10 protein-coding genes are annotated in these 16,742 nt (G+C 52.5%); 1 reads left to right on the top strand and 9 read right to left on the bottom strand.

Going from position 1 to position 16,742, the window contains the following annotated elements; all coding sequences use genetic code 11:
• Positions 1 to 21 precede the first annotated feature (21 nt).
• From HOO88_08575 to HOO88_08545, 7 genes are all read right to left on the bottom strand, one after another.
• Positions 22 to 1,713 (bottom strand): sulfatase-like hydrolase/transferase, encoded by a 1,692-nt coding sequence (locus HOO88_08575; protein NOU36810.1) that lies wholly within the window; start codon positions 1,711 to 1,713, stop codon positions 22 to 24.
• Between the two features lie 68 nt (positions 1,714 to 1,781).
• Positions 1,782 to 2,846: a hypothetical protein gene (locus HOO88_08570; protein NOU36809.1), complete on the bottom strand. Its 1,065-nt coding sequence runs from the start codon at positions 2,844 to 2,846 to the stop codon at positions 1,782 to 1,784.
• A gap of 47 nt (positions 2,847 to 2,893) precedes the next feature.
• Entirely contained in the window at positions 2,894 to 4,627 is a 1,734-nt protein-coding gene (locus HOO88_08565) for a sulfatase-like hydrolase/transferase (protein NOU36808.1), read from the bottom strand.
• An 18-nt stretch (positions 4,628 to 4,645) separates the two neighbouring features.
• Positions 4,646 to 5,755, bottom strand: coding sequence for a glycosyl hydrolase family 43 (locus HOO88_08560; GenBank protein NOU36807.1), 1,110 nt, complete (start codon positions 5,753 to 5,755; stop codon positions 4,646 to 4,648).
• Between the two features lie 37 nt (positions 5,756 to 5,792).
• Positions 5,793 to 7,142 carry an MFS transporter gene (locus HOO88_08555; protein NOU36806.1) on the bottom strand — a complete coding sequence of 450 codons (1,350 nt, stop codon included), beginning with the start codon at positions 7,140 to 7,142 and terminating at the stop codon, positions 5,793 to 5,795.
• Positions 7,143 to 7,215: 73 nt separating this feature from the next.
• A complete protein-coding gene (locus HOO88_08550) occupies positions 7,216 to 7,722 on the bottom strand; it encodes a hypothetical protein (protein NOU36805.1) in 507 nt (168 codons plus the stop codon).
• Positions 7,723 to 7,761: 39 nt separating this feature from the next.
• Positions 7,762 to 10,236, bottom strand: a complete 2,475-nt coding sequence (locus HOO88_08545) for a hypothetical protein (protein NOU36804.1) — start codon at positions 10,234 to 10,236, stop codon at positions 7,762 to 7,764.
• A gap of 289 nt (positions 10,237 to 10,525) precedes the next feature.
• Between HOO88_08545 and HOO88_08540 the strand changes: the two genes are divergently transcribed.
• Positions 10,526 to 12,103 carry a sodium/solute symporter gene (locus tag HOO88_08540; protein NOU36803.1) on the top strand — a complete coding sequence of 526 codons (1,578 nt, stop codon included), beginning with the start codon at positions 10,526 to 10,528 and terminating at the stop codon, positions 12,101 to 12,103.
• 315 nt (positions 12,104 to 12,418) lie between these two features.
• Here the strand turns inward: HOO88_08540 and HOO88_08535 are convergent, their stop codons facing one another.
• Positions 12,419 to 14,602 (bottom strand): hypothetical protein, encoded by a 2,184-nt coding sequence (locus HOO88_08535; GenBank protein ID NOU36802.1) that lies wholly within the window; start codon positions 14,600 to 14,602, stop codon positions 12,419 to 12,421.
• A gap of 660 nt (positions 14,603 to 15,262) precedes the next feature.
• The gene (locus tag HOO88_08530) at positions 15,263 to 16,696 is read right to left on the bottom strand and encodes an MFS transporter (GenBank protein NOU36801.1); all 1,434 of its coding nucleotides are present in this window, start codon (positions 16,694 to 16,696) and stop codon (positions 15,263 to 15,265) included.
• Positions 16,697 to 16,742: the final 46 nt, after the last annotated feature.

Below are 16,742 nucleotides of genomic sequence, written 5' to 3'. Positions count from 1 at the left end.
TTCGCACGAACAGATTGCTGTTCACGGTTGCACGATCTCTTCCCATTTTTCTTTGAGTACCCAAAGCGGCGGTTTGGTTTCAGCCGTCCAGCCGTTCAGCTTCTTCCGCAGCGCCTCGGCAACTTCAGGATTCCCGGCAATTACATTATTTTTTTCGCCGGGGTCATTCTTGATGTTAAAAAGTAGCACCTGTTTCGGCTGACCGTTCGGCAGGTCCGGATAAAGTCCGGGCGGAATGGAGCCGATCACTTTGTAGAGCCAGTCGCCCTGCCGTGCGGCGGCAAAAAGAGGCGCCTGCCGCTCGTCGCCTTCGTTATAATGATCGTCAGGGAAACTCCAGATGGTCGAATGGATGCCGAAGAAAAAGAGCGTGTCATGCACCGGCCCTTTTTCGCGTCCGTTCAGCAACGGCAGCAGACTGCGTCCATCCAGCCCCGCCGGAACAGGGGCCCCGGAGGCCTCGACTGCTGTCGGCATAATATCCATCAGAGAAACCAGTCCTTCCTCTACCCGTCCGGTTTTGATGCGTCCAGGCCACGAAGCAATCATCGGCACCCGGTGCCCGCCCTGCCAGGCCTCTCCTTTGGCTCCCTTACTCGGTGCGTTAAACGGCAGAATCGCGCCGTACGAGTTTCCGGAAGCTCCGTTATCGGTAGTGAAAATGAAAAGGGTGTTGTCCGCCTGCCCATAAGACTTCAGCTTTTCAAAGATAGACCGGATCCCTTCGTCCACGGCGTTGACGTGTCCGTAGAAACTGTTCACCCATTCCTGTTTACTGTTAAATTTTTCCAGATATTTCAGCGGCGGCTTATAATTCAGCGAGCCGTGCACCGCGTGATAACCGAGATAAATAAAAGCAGGCTTTCCATCCTTCAGGGTGCGATCAAGAAAATCAACGGCCTTCTGTGTAAACAGCTCGGTGTTGTACTCGCCGTCGGGGCGCACACCTGTAAATGTGTCATTTTCCCAGATGTTATCGGCCTTGTAATAGGTGGCGCCGGACCAGTTGTAGCCGAAGAAATAATCAAATCCCCGGCGCAACGGATGCTGCGCGAAAACGCTCGCGCCGCAATACCCGGTTTCAGCAATCGCTTTTTTGTACATCGCGGGACTGGCCTTGCGCAGTTGCATCCAGTGGCGCGAACCCTTCCATCCTTCGGCATCAAGTACCTTGTCGCGCAACGAATCATCGACCCTTGCCACATGCCATTTGCCAATAGCGGCGGTAGCGTAACCGGCTTCGTGGAGCAATTCGGGCAGACAGCGCTGATCAAGCGGCACGCCGGTTTCATCGGCGGCGGCGTTGTTGTACACTCCCCAGCGTTGCGGGTAACGGCTGGAAAGAAGCGCCTGCCGCGACGGAGCACAGAGCGAAGAGGCCGAGTAGGCGTTATTAAAACGCACGCCGGCATCGGCCAGCCCTGTCAAAAAAGGCATAGCCTGACGTGACGCTTGCAACCCTTCGGACGGATCGTGCTGCTTAAAATTACGATGTCCGCCGGTGACCAGTTCGACCAGATGCGGATCCATATCGCCCGCCCCCAGCGTGCGGCTGTACGCCTCGCACTGACCGAGACCGAAATCATCCATCACAACGACAATGATATTGGGCCGGATCGCCGGAGTTCCTGCCGTATAGCCGACCTGCGGATTCAGCAGCGCCAGCCCTGCTGACCCCACTACTGTTGTTGTGAGTAACCTTTTGCGTTTCACGCTTCGACTCCCAAATCAGCGCCAGCCATCGACTGGCGCCACAGACATCTAAACGGTCTCTTTGAAAACTATTGGATAATGACAAGCGAAAGGGATCTAACCGGAGAAACGACCACCAGCTGCACCCAGTCTTTGCCAGCGCTTTGATCCTGCACAATAGAAACAGTTTTACTGCCAAACCCGGTAATCGTGATGTTGTTCGTATCTACAAGGCTCGACAGATTCGGCGAATCAAACAGGGTGAACGTCCCGTCGGGGCCGGTGTAGGCCGAGCCGTCCACCACAATCTTTGCCCCGTCCATAGTTTGGAAGATACTGGAATTGATGGTGCTGATGCCGGTTGCATTGAAGATGAAATGAAAAACACCATTGGTTGTGACAGAAGACGCCTGTTGCAACTTGGAAATATTGATCGTGGCAGCGTCCCCCACCACCCTGAATTCCGTTTGGGCGGTTAAACTTCCCACCCGCACCACAGCATCCAAATTATTAGTTCCGCCGCTCACGTCAAAGAGGCCGGGCGTGAAGTTCAATACGTTGGTGTTTGCCATCGACGCATCGATCTCAAACAAACCGGAGGACAGCTTAATCGTACCGACTCCACTGATAGTGTGAGTACCGCCTCCCGAAAGGCTTAGTGTGCCACCTTTCACATCCACAAGCCCCGTCGCACTGACTGTCAGCGTCGACTTCACATCCAGCTTCCCTCCGGACAGATTATAGGTGCCAACATTTCCCGTCGCACGGCCTACGGTCGTTGTGATGGCCGAAATAGTTCCCGCCGTCTGATTCACGATACCAGTCCCTGTAGAAGTAACACCGACCTGAAGCACACCTGCGCTCAGCGTATTTGCACTGTTCATAGTCAACGTGCCGGCGGTTGCATTATTCACGACTTGCAGAGTTCCAACGGTCGCATCGGCATTCGCCGTCAAGCTAAGATTATTATTTATAACTACAAGATCCGCCGCTCCCGGCAGAACGGTTGAGAAAACAAATGACCCCGTGGCATTATCTTTCCATTGCGCCAGATTCGTCCAACTCCCTGTCGCAACACGTGTGTACGTCACTACCGCCGCCCAGCTTGACGACCCCATTCCGAATAGCAGCAGCATACTGATTAACTTTTTCATTTCCTGATCCTTTCTCTGGCTTCCGTTTTCTCGTCCAGGTTTATAAATCATTTCCCGGCATTAATGAACTCGTCTTTCGACAGATATCCGTCTCCATTGCGATCCAGATCCCGGAATCTTTCTTTGCCGGCATCTCCTTTGAGCGGACAGGCCGGAAGAAACTCATCCGGGCTCAATGTTCCGCTACCATCCCGATCCAGCTGCATAAACGTCTGCTCACGAGGCGGCGGTTTTGCGGCCAGTTTTGCAGTCGGTTTCGCCGGAACGGCGGCGGTCGGCGCGATTTTAGGGGAATCGTTGCGGTCATATGGCAAAGCACTGGGACGACTGAATCCCTGATCCCTCTGCCGGGCGATCTCCGCCTGCATTGCCCGCACTTTTTCCGGATACTGACTAAGCAGGTTTGTTGTTTCTCCAATATCATTCTGCAGGTCGTATAATTGGGAAGATTTACCCTCTTCAAACATGGCCAGTTTCCCGGGCCATGGATAGGCCGGTTTACCCTCAATATATTTCCACTGGCCCTGACGGAGCGCAAAATTTCCGTCTGTGCTGTGCGTGATCATTGCGGAGGTTTCAGTCCGGCTACTCGTGCCGCCCAGTAGAGCCCCCTTCACACTAATGCTGTCCTGAGCGGCATCCGGTGCGAGCGCTACACCCGTCAGTTCTGCAAAGGTGGCGGTCATATCGATCAGATTGATTGTTTCATCGCTGACCTTACCGGCCGGAATCCGTCCGGGCCAGCGCGCGACAAACGGAACGCGGCTGCCGCCTTCAAAAATACTCAGCTTGCGCCACCGAAGCGGGCCGTTGATTTTCAAACCGGCATCGGCCGCCTGCTGGATCACTTTATTCGGGCCGTAGTCCGGATACGATCCGCCATTGTCGGATGTGAAAATAACCAGTGTATTATCCAATACGCCAAGCTTTTCCAGCGCCTTCAGGATGCGTCCGACAGAAAGATCGATATCATGAATAAAATCACCATACGGACCTGCGGCGCTGGTTCCGCTGGATTCTTTTGACGGTGTGATGGGTTCATGCACCGCCAGCATGGGGAAATAGAGAAAAAACGGCTTCCCCTTGGGCTGTTGTTCCATCCAGGAAATCGCCTTGCCGGTCAGGAAGTCCATCGCTTCGTCATCCTTGCGCTGCGGAGCATCCAACCCGAGATAGGTATACGGTCTGTAAAAGCAGCCCGGTCGCGGCGTTAATGTTTTGGATCGCAAGCCCCAGACGCCTTCATTTTCAATATAAACACCGGTTTCATCGCCATGATTGGCGGCGACACCGAAATGGTAATCGAACCCGACCTGTAACGGCCCGGGCACTAGAGGTTCTCTGAAATCAGTCCTCGGCGGAAGGCCGTACCCCTGATGCCACTTACCGATCGCCGCCGTAGCATAGCCCTGCTGTTTCAACAGGGATGCCATGTTCATCCGGTTGGTTTCGATCAGCAACGGCGCATAGACTCCAAGCACACCGTGATTTTCCGGCGTGCGCCAGCAGTGACGGCCCGTCAACAGACTATATCGAGAAGCGCTACAGACCGTTGCCGGAACCTGAGCATCCGTAAAGCGGATTCCCTCTGCGGCCAGCCGGTCAATGTTCGGTGTGCGCACCAGCGATTTGTCGGCACCATAGCAACCCACGCTGCCATAGCCCAGGTCATCGGTAAGGATGAATACGATGTTCGGCTGTTCAGCGGCAACGGCGGATCCCGCCAGCATCGCGATTGTCGGCAGGCTCGTCAGACAGAAGTTCAAGGATCTGTTTTTCATAGCGTGTTATACCTTAGTTCATTTAATTTTAAGCACCACACCGGACGACGTGCGATATTTTCCACCGCGCCAGGCGCAGAACAGATAGGCGGGACGCCCGTCTTTCATCAACACCTGAGGCCGCTCAAATCGTCCCTCGCGCGCCAGTCCCGGCATTTTTTCATCAAAGTAAAATGCGGCATCGCGATACGCCACCTGAGGAGCCCCTGTCCAATTCAGCCCGTCGTCTGACTCGAGGTAGAGGCCGTACTCGTGGTTGAAGAACCCCATGTCGCGGCAAATCATACGAAAGGTTCCATTTTCCTGCCAGACGTAAGCATCCTCCACCTGCGCGGTTTCAAATTCATATTCCTTCTCCTTGGACACCGCAACAGTACCATTGGCGATGAAGCGCGGCTTGAGGTGCTCAAACGTCAAAACCGGATTGCCCTTATATTTCACATAAGGCCCTTCAAGCCGCTTTGCTGATGCCGTGCCGAAACGGCGAATGCCGAAAATTTCTCTCCATGATTTCCAGTCGATCGATTTGTAATAAAGCCGGAACGTTCCGTCGGGAAGTTGCAGTAACGCCGGATTCGTGGTGAGCATGTCATCCCAAGCCGTTTCGGGCGATGGCTCCAACAGCGGTTTTTCATCGCTGATCCTCGTCCAGGGCCCATCGAGACTGTCGGACACGGCCAGCCCAATCCGTTTACTTTCCACCAGCCGCATGAAGTACGGCTGATACGTGTCCCAGTCCATACCGGGCAAATCTTCCTTCGTGATATCCAGTCCGGAACCGTCGCTTCCCATGTAAAGCAACGCATACCGATCACCGACTTTATGAATGGTCGGGTTGTGGACGCTCCACGAATCCCAAGCGGTTCCGCCGCGTCCACTTAAGGCGGTGTCAACATGCGTATAAGGCCCTTCAGGCCGGTCGGCCACCGCGTGCCCGATTTCGCAATCGGCCACCCAGAAATTAAAATCGTTGCGCCAGCGGGAATAGAACACATGCACCCGGCCGTCTTCACCATAGATCGGCGAACAGCACCATACATTCCAGCCATCCTGCTCAAGAATCCGCCCGCAGGGCTGAATCTTTTTACAGAACTCAGAAAAAACAACTTCTTCACATGTCTCTTGCATTCTAATCCTTAATTAACATTCTCTTTGTGCTGTGAATTTAAACCGAAGCAGATTCTCTCTGCTCTAAAGTCTGCTGAATCTCAGCCATTCGTTTCTTGGTCAGCGGATATCCAATCGCAACTGCAATGGCGATCACGATCACAACGGGCGGCACGATGGAGAACAGCAGACGAAGCCGCAAAATCACCTCAGGAGATTGGATCGCATCCTGTCCGGTGTTCACCCCTGCGATCGAAATGATGATTCCACTGCAGAAGATCGCCAGTGCGAATGCGGATTTTACAACCAGACCATAGACCGCGCTGAAGAGACCTTCCCGTCTCAGTCCGCTTTGCAAGTAGTCGTAATCGCACACATCCGCCAGCCAGGAGTATATGATGATGTGCAACGATATAATTCCGGGCGAGGACAGCACAAACGATATGATGGAGAGGTAGGGATTGCTCGGTGTGAACAGCCACCACTGACTCGCCTGCCCGATCAGCACAAGAACCAGTGAAGCGATCAGGACAGCTTTTTTCTCAAACCGTTTTATGAGCCAGTAAATAAAAGGAGATGAAAGTATCGACGTCAGCGCCCAGCTTGAGCCCAGCCAGCCGTAAAGTTTTGACATCGCCGCCTTATCGCCATCAAACATGTAATAGGTTCCCACATAGAAGGCCAGAGGGCTCACCAGCAAGATGCCGAAAAGGCCCAAAATATAAACGCTGCAAAGAATGACGAACGGCCGCGTCTTGAAGGCATTTTTCAGTGCCGACATGAAATGGAACTTCGGCTGTGTCTGGGCCGTCACCTGTTCCTTGCACATCAGGCAGGGCAGCATACCTGTGATGATGATCAGCGTTCCTCCAATGATACCGATGACCCTCACGCCCTCGATTTCGTTAACGCCGAAATAAGGTATAAAACTCAAACTATACGCCCATGGCGTCATCAGTCCGGCCACGGAAATAAAAACCGCGCAAAAAGTCATCAGCTTGGCGCGCAGCTGCGGGTCAGAGGTCAGTTCATTCCCCAGAGCATAATACGGCACCAGATAAACCGCAGCCGCCGTGTAGAACGCCAACGAGATGATCAGGAAGTATAGAAAAACAACTGTGCTGCCCATACCGGCCGGGGGCGACCAGAGCAGCGCGTAAAACAACCCGGCCAGAATAACTCCGACAACCATGAACGGCTTGCGCCTGCCATACTTACTTCGGAAGTTGTCAGACAAGTATCCTATATACGGATCCGTAAAAGCCTCCCAGAGTCTGGGCAGACTTATTGCCAAACCGACCAACCCCGGGTTTACCCCAAGACCGATGCTGTAAATGGGCAAAGCCAGAACCTGAATCGTATTTTGTATGAGCGCTTCGGTGAATCTGCCATTGGCAAACGCCACCATTTGACGCGCTTTTATTTTTCCGGGAACAGATATTTTCATGTATGTCCTTGCTGACTGATAATATGACGATTAATCAGAATTTGACCCTGACCAGCTGAACCAACGGCCACAGAAGCAGCCATGAAACAGAGGCCGTGAGAACCACCGAGAACGCCCCGATAAATAAGGCGGTTACCGTACCGTACTCTTTGAAGGCAAACTTACTCTTCTCGTATTTGGCCGATTTGCCGATGAGCTCCTTTAGAACGGGGTCGATGATCTTATTTTGTTCATCCTGAGAAAATTCTGCCAGCAACCGGCAGTTGGCGATGTTTCTGTTATAGGCACTCAGTTTTTCGCCGACCACCGAAACTTGCTCCGGCGATCTTTTTGCCATGAGGGCGCCCTGCTGTTCGGCCTCCTTGATTTCTGCGGCCCAATTAAGGTTTGGTCTGCCCTGCCGGACTATTTCCCGAGCGATTCCGGTCGAAAGAATAATCCCGCAGAATAACGCGACGAACCAATGCGACACAGCGAGGCGGTTCATTCCCCGGAGAGGGGTTGTTGACTCATCAATAGGAGGACATGGTTCGTTTTTCATCTCGTTCGCTTTCCGTGATGTTGTTTAGAAAAACTCATTTTACTTCTCTTTTTTTGTTTCGGATTCAAAGCGGAACCGCCGCGTCTGCGGCTGATCTTTGGGCGTGTCGAGATTCAGGTTATAGGTAATCCGGTAAAGCCCAGTTGAAGAATCGCGCTCCGCCTGCCAGAAATCGTTCCCGTGGTCAGACTGATCCACCGGAATAGAAACGCCGCTTCTCAACTCAACCAGCGATGGCGCAGAGGCTGATGGAGCTCTTGTGAAAGTAAACGGAACATACGCCATGCCGCCGGTTACTTCCACCATGGCTGCTCCGTCGGCCCCGACCGCAATTTCAACCGGCAACGCGCGTTGCAAGGTTCCGTGCGTCACATTCAACTGAAGATCGTTGCCTTTGGCCTGCCGGTACGCCGCTTTCCATGTGTCAGCCGTTTCCGGCAACGATTCTTTGAGCGCTTTGTTGGTTCCCAGATAACTTCCCGGGATTTTCGGAACAAGGAACACTTCGATCTGCATATCGACATAATCGCCTTTTTTCAAACTCTTCAGTTCCGGAGGCGGCGAGATTTCCGCCAGCAGTCCGGGATAGCGGTGGTTCGTTCCCATGAAAGACAGGTGAGGTTTTTCAACCCGCTCTCCGCCGAGCACTGCATTCCATGAACGAACCACCAGCCCCCGGCTGGCCTGACCGAGTGACCCCTGATCGCCGCGTCCTTCCTCTTTATCCGAACGATGCATAGAAAACCACCAAGGCGCATCGCCTTGGAACGGAATGCCGCGCTCAACATATTCCACCCGGCCTTCTAATGGATACTCCTTCTCAAATTCCAGCCCATTCCGGCTGCCCCATGCCACAGCCTTGGGGTTGAAAAAATTGTAGGTCGGGCTACCGTACTGAAAAAAGGCAAGCTGATCGAATTCAGTGTCTTCAAGCACTTTGTACTGCAACCGGTAATAGGAACGGTTGATGTCGTCGGTTCGCGGATGTTCAGCCGTAATCCGAAACTCAATTTTACGGTCTTCGGTCAGACCGTAAAACCCGGTACGGGTAAGACATGGGCCGGGAACAGGCGTATAGCGCCGGGTCACCAGATACTGTTTTTCTCCGTTAACTTTATAATGCAGGAAATTTCCGCCGCCCTGATTCGGGGTCCATTCGAACGGGACCGCACGATGAGAGTCGTAGGAGCGGACGTAGAGCGGGCGCATATCGGTGATGTCAGAGTCGGCATAGCCGCCGATCGCATAGCAAACGCTCTCGCCCCAGTTTCCCTGAATGGCCACGTCCCAATCTGTGTAATAGCCCCAGCCGATCAAGGTGAGGAAATAATAACTGGCCTGCGGCACCCCGCCCCACAGAGCGTGGGTCATATCAGCCCGTCCGGCCCATTCACTTTTCGCCGGAATACGCCCGACCGCTGTGTAGCGCAGCCAGGAGTTATAATCCCACGTATCCAGATCCAGCCACGGCTGCATATCCGGCGTTGCTTTTCGGGTTTGTTTGATCGTTGGCCAATTATGAGCAACCTGTAGCGGAAGCCCGAGAGGATTCCCCTTCTCATCTCTCAAAATCATCTGGGCGCCCATAACGCCGGCACAATCGCGCAGTCCCTGCTCAGCCGGAGGCAAATTGCGCTCATGCCAGCCCATTTCATTCGCAAAAAGAATTCGGAACACGCGCTCGCGATCCGTCGGATTGCTCAGGTGTATGTCGTATCGATCCAGATTATTCAGCACAGCGGGTTTATAAGTATGGTTGTTCAGCTGAACCTTCCATGCATCTAAAGCGGCGTCATAGCAAACAGGCACCTTTTTGCCGGTCATCCGGTCGGTCACCTGCACGTCCGTACCGCCGGAAGCCATCGCCTCAGTGAAGGGAATTACCAGCGCAACGGTCTGACGAACCCCCGCTTTCCATTCCGCTTTTTCGGTGCGGACTTCAGCCTTCTTCAGGCCATCAATGGAAATCTGAGCCATGGCACCCGTCAGGGACTCATTCGGTACGATTTCCAGCGAAAGTTTCAGCAGATCGGGCCAGCTTTCGACCAAAAGCCGAACACGGATCGGAAGCAGTTCGCCCTTCTCGTTTTTAAAAATAAGGCGGTCGATTTCAAAATTCTGCCGGTAACGGCCATATTCTCTCAACCGCATATTCGTCGTCTTGTTGGCGGTACGCTGGTCGTCCAGCAGCTTTCGCCCCGGCTCCTGCTCAATCACCCAATAGTTCTGAACGGGTTCTTTCCGAACAATCCAAGGTTCCGCGCCGCGCGAGCAATGATATATCTGCCCGCCGGCCTCGATCGTTAATTGCGATGAAGACGCCGGAACCGCGTCCATCAGCTTATTGAATCCGGCAACAGCCGTTTCATAATCCGGCGCATTGCGAATGGCCCCCAGACGAATCATCGAGGCCTTTTCCACATCAAATTCCGCCCCGTAAAAGCCGGTCTGGATACAGAGCAGACGGCGACCCTGCTCATCCGTTCCACGGATTCCGTCGCGCCAGAAGATCACCCCGTAATCCCGCGACCCGCTTTGTAATTCCGAAGATTTTAAGGCCTCTGCTGGCGATCTCCCGCAAACTGCGGCAGTTATCGCAAACAAAAGCATCCGACTCAGCCCTCTAAACAAGTATTTTCCCTTCACCGTCGGTCTCATCCGGCCCACCTTTTCAAAAAATTTATCTAAACGTAGTGCCAGTATAGGCCCCTGACCTTACAGGTACAATATTAATATTAATAATTTTGACAAAACAGGTAAATAACTGGTACCTCTTGATAAAGCATAATGGAGATTCAAATTTATGGAAATTTATAAACTTCTCAACGGACTTGATCTGGCGGTTATTGTAGTTTATTTGCTAATTATGTGTGCCATCGGCGCATGGGTTAGTCTGCGACAGAAGCATGGTGAAAACCTTTTTCTGGCACAACACTCGCTCGGTGCGACCAGCATCGGCTTGACCATGTGGGGTACCAACGTCGGCCCATCCATGCTGATTGCCTCGTGCAGCATCGGCTACACCACCGGCATCGTTGCCGCCAATTTTTCATGGTACGCTTTTGTATTCCTTTTCCTGCTGGCCTTTATTTTTGCCCCTTTTTACCTGCAAGCCAAAACCAGCACCCTGCCCGAATTTATCGGCAAGCGCTTCAATCAGCGCTCACGCGAACTGCTGGCTTGGTATTCGATCATCACCATCCTTGTCTCATGGCTCGGCATGACGCTTTATGCTGGCGGCATTCTTGTCACCCAGATTATGAACTGGCCGCTTTGGCTTTCCATCACCGCTCTAGTGATTTTTTCCGCCTTCTTCACCTTAGCCGGCGGACTAAAAACCGTTGCAAATACAAACGTCTTTCAGATGTCACTGCTGATTATTGCTTCCCTGATTCTAGTCGCCTTCGGTGTCGTTAAAGCCGGCGGAATCGTCGCCATTTATCAAGGCGTTCCAGAGGGCTACTGGAAGCTGCTACTTCCGTCCAACGACGCCAACTACCCGTGGCACGCCATTCTGCTGGGCTATCCGGTGCTCGGCATCTGGTTCTGGTGCACCGACCAGTCGATGGTACAATCCGTTCTAGGCGCGAAAAACCTGCAAAGCGGACGGCTTGGAACCTCTTTCTGCGGCGGGCTGAAGATCCTCGATGCGGTTCTCTTTTTCCTGCCTGGCATCATCTGCCTGATTATTTTTCCAAACCTTGCAAATCCAGACGAAGCCTATATGACCATGGTCAGCCAATTGCTTCCGCACGGGCTGATCGGCCTGATTATGACCGTACTGATTGCCGCACTGGTCAGCACCATCGCCTCGGCACTCAATGCACTTAGCACCGTCTTTACCCTCGATATCTATCAAAAACGGTTCCGCCCCGAAGCCTCGACACAAGAAACCATTCAGGTCGGTCGGATTGTTACGGTAGTCGGCTCTTTAATTTCAATCTTCCTCGCACTGGCTATCGCCAAGCTGAGCGGTCTCGATCTATTCAGCCTGTTCCAAGCAATTCTAGGCTTTCTTGCTCCGCCGCTAAGCGCCGTCTTTGCCGTCGGCGTGCTGTGGAAACGGGCCACGGCCAAAGCGGCTAACGCCGTATTGACCATTGGAACCGCCGTGAGTCTAGGAACCGGTGTTTGTTATCTCCTGAACTGGCCCAATAAAGAATTCTGGCCGCACTTTCTGTTACTCTCCTTCTTCCTCTTCGCGGGTCTCTGCGTTTTCATGGTGATCGTATCCCTCGTCACTCGTAAGCCGGGCGAAGTCAGCCCCCTGCCCTCACTCATCGAAACCTATCGCGCCGCCGGACCGATACAACGGAATGTAAAATGGATATGGGGATCCCTCATCGCTGTAATGATCGGCCTATATATTTTCTTTAACTGATTACGGCGGACTGAATCCGAGCCGTCCAACCATTGGAAGAAGCAATCTGCGTGCGCTGACTACGGACTTCGGTTTCATTACCGCGCCCACCCTTCGATGAACTCAGGGCAGGCCGTGCTCGGCTACAGAAAATCGGCCAACCTGTCGGACTGCGGTGAGCTCAGTCGAGCCGCGATCAGGGACGGCGAGGCCGCCGTCCCTCCATGATGGAAACAGGATCGGCATGAGATGCCAAACGATGCTCGAAAAAGGTTACGGACGGCTTTAAGCCGTCCGTAACTGTCTACAGCGATTTTCGAATCCGCTCTCGTACTTTTAATTATACCCTAAGAAGCCGAGGATTTTTGTCGTTCCGTCATACGGCTTATCGGAGAGCGCATAGGGATTATTGGTCAAAGAAATTGCCCCGGTTAAGGTGTTCTCTATAACGAAAAGAGGCTTTTTCCCGGCTACCGGCTTATTGTAGGTGGTTGCAATGATCGAACCGTTAACTGCGGTCGTGGGCAACCCGCTCGCGGCTTGATACCAGTTCATGGTTTGCGCTTCACCGATTGTTATTGAAGACACACTATAGTCACAATTGGCGACCAGTCCGTAAGGGCCGATCAGGTTGTTGGTAACCGTGTCTTGCCGACCGAACACCAGATAGTACCGGCCGAAGAAGGTTTCTCCCGGCTTGATCCTCATTTTTCGGACTGTCATTATTCTGAAATAGTTTCGCCATTCATCTTCAGGGGTTCCAGAGGGTGTAACAATATCTGGAGATCCATTCCCCCAGCGGCTTTTGGCAGTCTGCCCTGATTTCAACGGGTCAGCATCTTTCCCAAATACGATTCCGATCGTATCACTGGAGGGGCCTGTTCCATGGCATAACAGGGCCCAGCCAGCCGTATCGTTAAAGTTGGTTTCAGTACTATCAGCCGGCCGCATCGTTCCGTCTGGATTGCTGATGAAATAGTTCCCGAACGAAGTATGCCTCACCCCGCCCCAAGGAAGATTGATATAACTTTGCGTATAGCAGCCGAAATTATAAACAAGATGGTTTACCTCCAGAATACCCTGCCCGACATCCCGGTATTCCGTGTAACAGATGAGGTCTGATGCAAACGTGGTGGGAATATGCGCCTGCTGCGGCCAGCTGACAATCCTGTAGTTTCTCTTCGAAATGTCTGCAAGTCCGCCGAGGTAAGGTGAGTAAAAAGGAACCACACCCCCGCCGTTAGCGTCTGCGTTGGTATCCACCAGATATACGCCTGCCTGATGATGGAAATATGGATCAGTCGTAACATTCTGTGTCGAATCCACAAAAACAGTCTGAAAAACTTCGTCCACCCACGGAGCGAAATATGGCCCGTATGCAACAACTCGATCATAAGCGGTCGGTATATCTAAACCTCGGTACTGCGGAGGGATCGCCTCGCCGAAACTACCCTTCAGCGAATAAATCTGCCCCCCTTTACCAATGCGCAGATCCCAGGAACGCATACTGTCATACACGGGCGGCACGGCGTTGTTGGACTGTATATTGACCAGGCGGGCCTGAAATACGTGTTCTTCAGAAAATGGAACCCACCAGGAAGAACCGCTGTTCGTATAAGTCTCTGTGGCCGTGAAGGTCTGATTCCCCCCGGTCAAAGGACAGGGGCTCACCGGAAAAACATCCAGGAGTGTTGTTAATTCAGCAGTTGAACGGAATTCTGTAATTTTCTGCTGAGTCAAAACGTAGGAATTCGTGCTGCCGGTCGTTACTTTTGTCACCGTGGCAGAAAAATACCGCCCCTCATTCACAATTAAAAATTGGTTCAGAGGAAACGTGCTTCCGACGATTTTCAGAAATGTATTAGTAAACGCTGCCGGAGTGTATCCGATATCCAGTACAATGGTGTGCCCGTTCCAGTTCGTCCCTCCGTTGCCTTTATATATCTCTAAAAGCCCGCTGTTGGTCGTTCCGTTGAACTTGAAAACCGTTTCGTCGCCGCCGGTTGTTGGGTATAAGCCGACGCCGTTGGATACAACCAGACGCCCTGCTCCATCAAACACGATCGTGCCAACTCCGCTGGAGCCGACGACCGCATTGCCTGTAACCGTCAAGGTTCCGTTGGTAACAAACCTCAGAGTGCCGCTGCCCGTTGTGCCCGCCGTACTTGCAACCTTCAAATTCCGAATCGAGTGACTGCCCCCCTCCACGACGAGCGTGCCGTTGGTTGTGTCACCAATACACAAATCCTTGGTACTGACGAATTGGCTGCCGCTCTTAAAGGTAACGATAGAACCTGTACCACCTTTCCCGATGTAGAAGAACGACTGCGAAGAAAGGGCTGGGACGGCAAGATAAGCATTGACCGGCACACACCCCGTAACCGTGGCGCTGACCGGAAAGGAACCGTCCGACCAATTCCCCGCTGCTGCGAAACTACCATTTGCCGTTTGAAACGTAGATACCGTCGCCGATGCTCTGGCGAACAGCAATAAGGTAACCGCCCAAACAAGTATACTCACAGACCTACATCGTCTACTCATACCGTTCATAACAACCCACCCTTCTTTTTAGTAACTGATTTTCGCTTCTCTCTCTCCCTAATCCATATCGAGTTGAACCCTTCTTCTACGCCTTTCCGAAGGCATACAAATGCCCACCGGAGACACCCCCTCTGTAAACTCAAATGACCATGGCCGCAAGTTAATTATTAATATTAATTTGGTGGTTTTTGACAAAAAAACCCACTTTATCGCAACCGATAAATATCGAAAAGATACCAGCTTAGAGAGATGTCTTTGTCGTTCAATGCGTTCGTTAATCATCACGGCTGGTTGTGATACCAAAACCGCATGATGTTCGGTACAGGCGCGGCCACCGTCCGCACCCACAGAAGAAAAGAACGGCTATAGAATTTTTGAAACCGCTCGAGTCGGCTTTGCAAAGTAGCGTTTTCGGGAATTGATCGAGATCCCGAAAATATTATTTACCACCCGCTTCGCTAGAGGGATATCCGAGAGGGTCAGAGGTTGAATTCAGAAGTCATATGAAATTATTTTTATCAGAATATTCGACTCCATCAGATAGAATCGGTTTCGTTTGTTGCGAAAATTTCTCTGCCTTGCTCCGATGTCTGCTCTGCGAAGCGGGTGGTAAAAAATACTCATTAAGTTAATTTCGTATCAGTGGGAAGCCGGAGGTGCGGCGGTTTCCGGATCAAGTTCGTATCCGGGAGGCCGGTATCCGGCATCTCCTCCCAGCGCAAGCCAGTGGCGATAGAGCAGCAGACACATGATAAATCCAGCCAACGTACAGGCTCCGCACCAGACGAAGATGAAGCGGTAATCCTTTACGGTCTCCAGCAACCAGCCGCACAGCACCGGAGCCAGAGCGACCCCTATAAAGCCGAAGCATTGATTGGCCGTAAAAAACTGGCCATATTTCTGGCGTGGAAGAAGCCGAGGCAGAATGGCCAGATAAGCCCCTAAGTAAACCGCTTGGGCTAAGAAATTGATGATCAGCCAAAGCGTGAAGCCCGCCTGATCATGCACAAAAAAGAAATTGGCAAAAAATGTCAGGCTCGAAAGCATCAGTCCCACCAGTCCCACCCGCAACGGATGGAAACGATCCACCAACGGACCGATCAGAAAGAAAACCGGCACCTGCACAAGCGCGCACCAGCCCCGCACGCGGCCAAATTCCGTCAGGCTCAGTCCCAAAGTAGCTGCATAGCCGGAATTCTGACCTGAGTTCGTGCCAAAAAAGACTAGGAACGTCCAGAACGGTACGATCGCGCTCCAAAAGAAAAACGCCAGCGAATAGAGTTTGAGATAGAAGGTGTTGCCAAAACACTCAGCAAAGTAACTTGTCGTTGTTTTTGCCAGAGTCTGCTTCGGGAGCGGCGGGCCGTAACTTCCCTCTTTCACTTTCCAAATCAGCAGGAAAAAGGAGGTTCCGTAAAGGATCGCCGAGATCACATAGATCATCGCCGTGCGGGTTTCGGCCTGACCAAACATAAAGCGGTGGAAAACAAAAGCTCCCAGCCCCCCGATGGCACGGTAACAGCCGACAAATTTCCCCATGACTTGCGTGGGAATCACGTCCACAAAAAGGAACTGATAGACCTGCATGATATAGGTGTTCGCCACCACAAAGACCACCATGCAACCACTGATCCATCCGATCTTCAGCGCTTCCAAGGACTGCGCGTGCGCCCATCCGCCGATAACCGATGCGATGGGCGAGGCAAACCCAAGTCCCAGCAGAGCAACAATCACAAGGGGCGTGCTCCACAGCAGAAACGGACGTCTCCGCCCCAACTTGCTTCGGTAGCGGTCACTCTGAACACCGATCACCGGATTGAGCAGAAGCCCCAGCACCGCCGGGAGACTACCGGAAACAAACCCGATCAAGGTATCTGAGGCCGTGGCCCACCGGAGTTGCAATGGAACGAGAGAGGCCGGCAACTGCTCCATGATCTGAAGGCAAAGATCTCCCAGCAACATCCAGAACATCACCGTCAGCAACGTCGGCAAAGTATAAATTAATGTACCGACACGGTAAACCTTCGACCCGGTTCCGGGTGATTCTGTATCTGCGATTCCCCTATTCTTCATAAAATTATTCCCGCCTCTTCTGAAGAACCGCACATCTGAAATGAAT

The organism is Kiritimatiellaceae bacterium, assembly GCA_013141415.1.
In the GTDB taxonomy this organism is placed as follows: Bacteria; Verrucomicrobiota; Kiritimatiellia; order Kiritimatiellales; family Tichowtungiaceae; genus Tichowtungia.
Note: the sequence above shows the minus strand (reverse complement) of the source record. Positions and strands in the feature narration are given on the sequence as shown.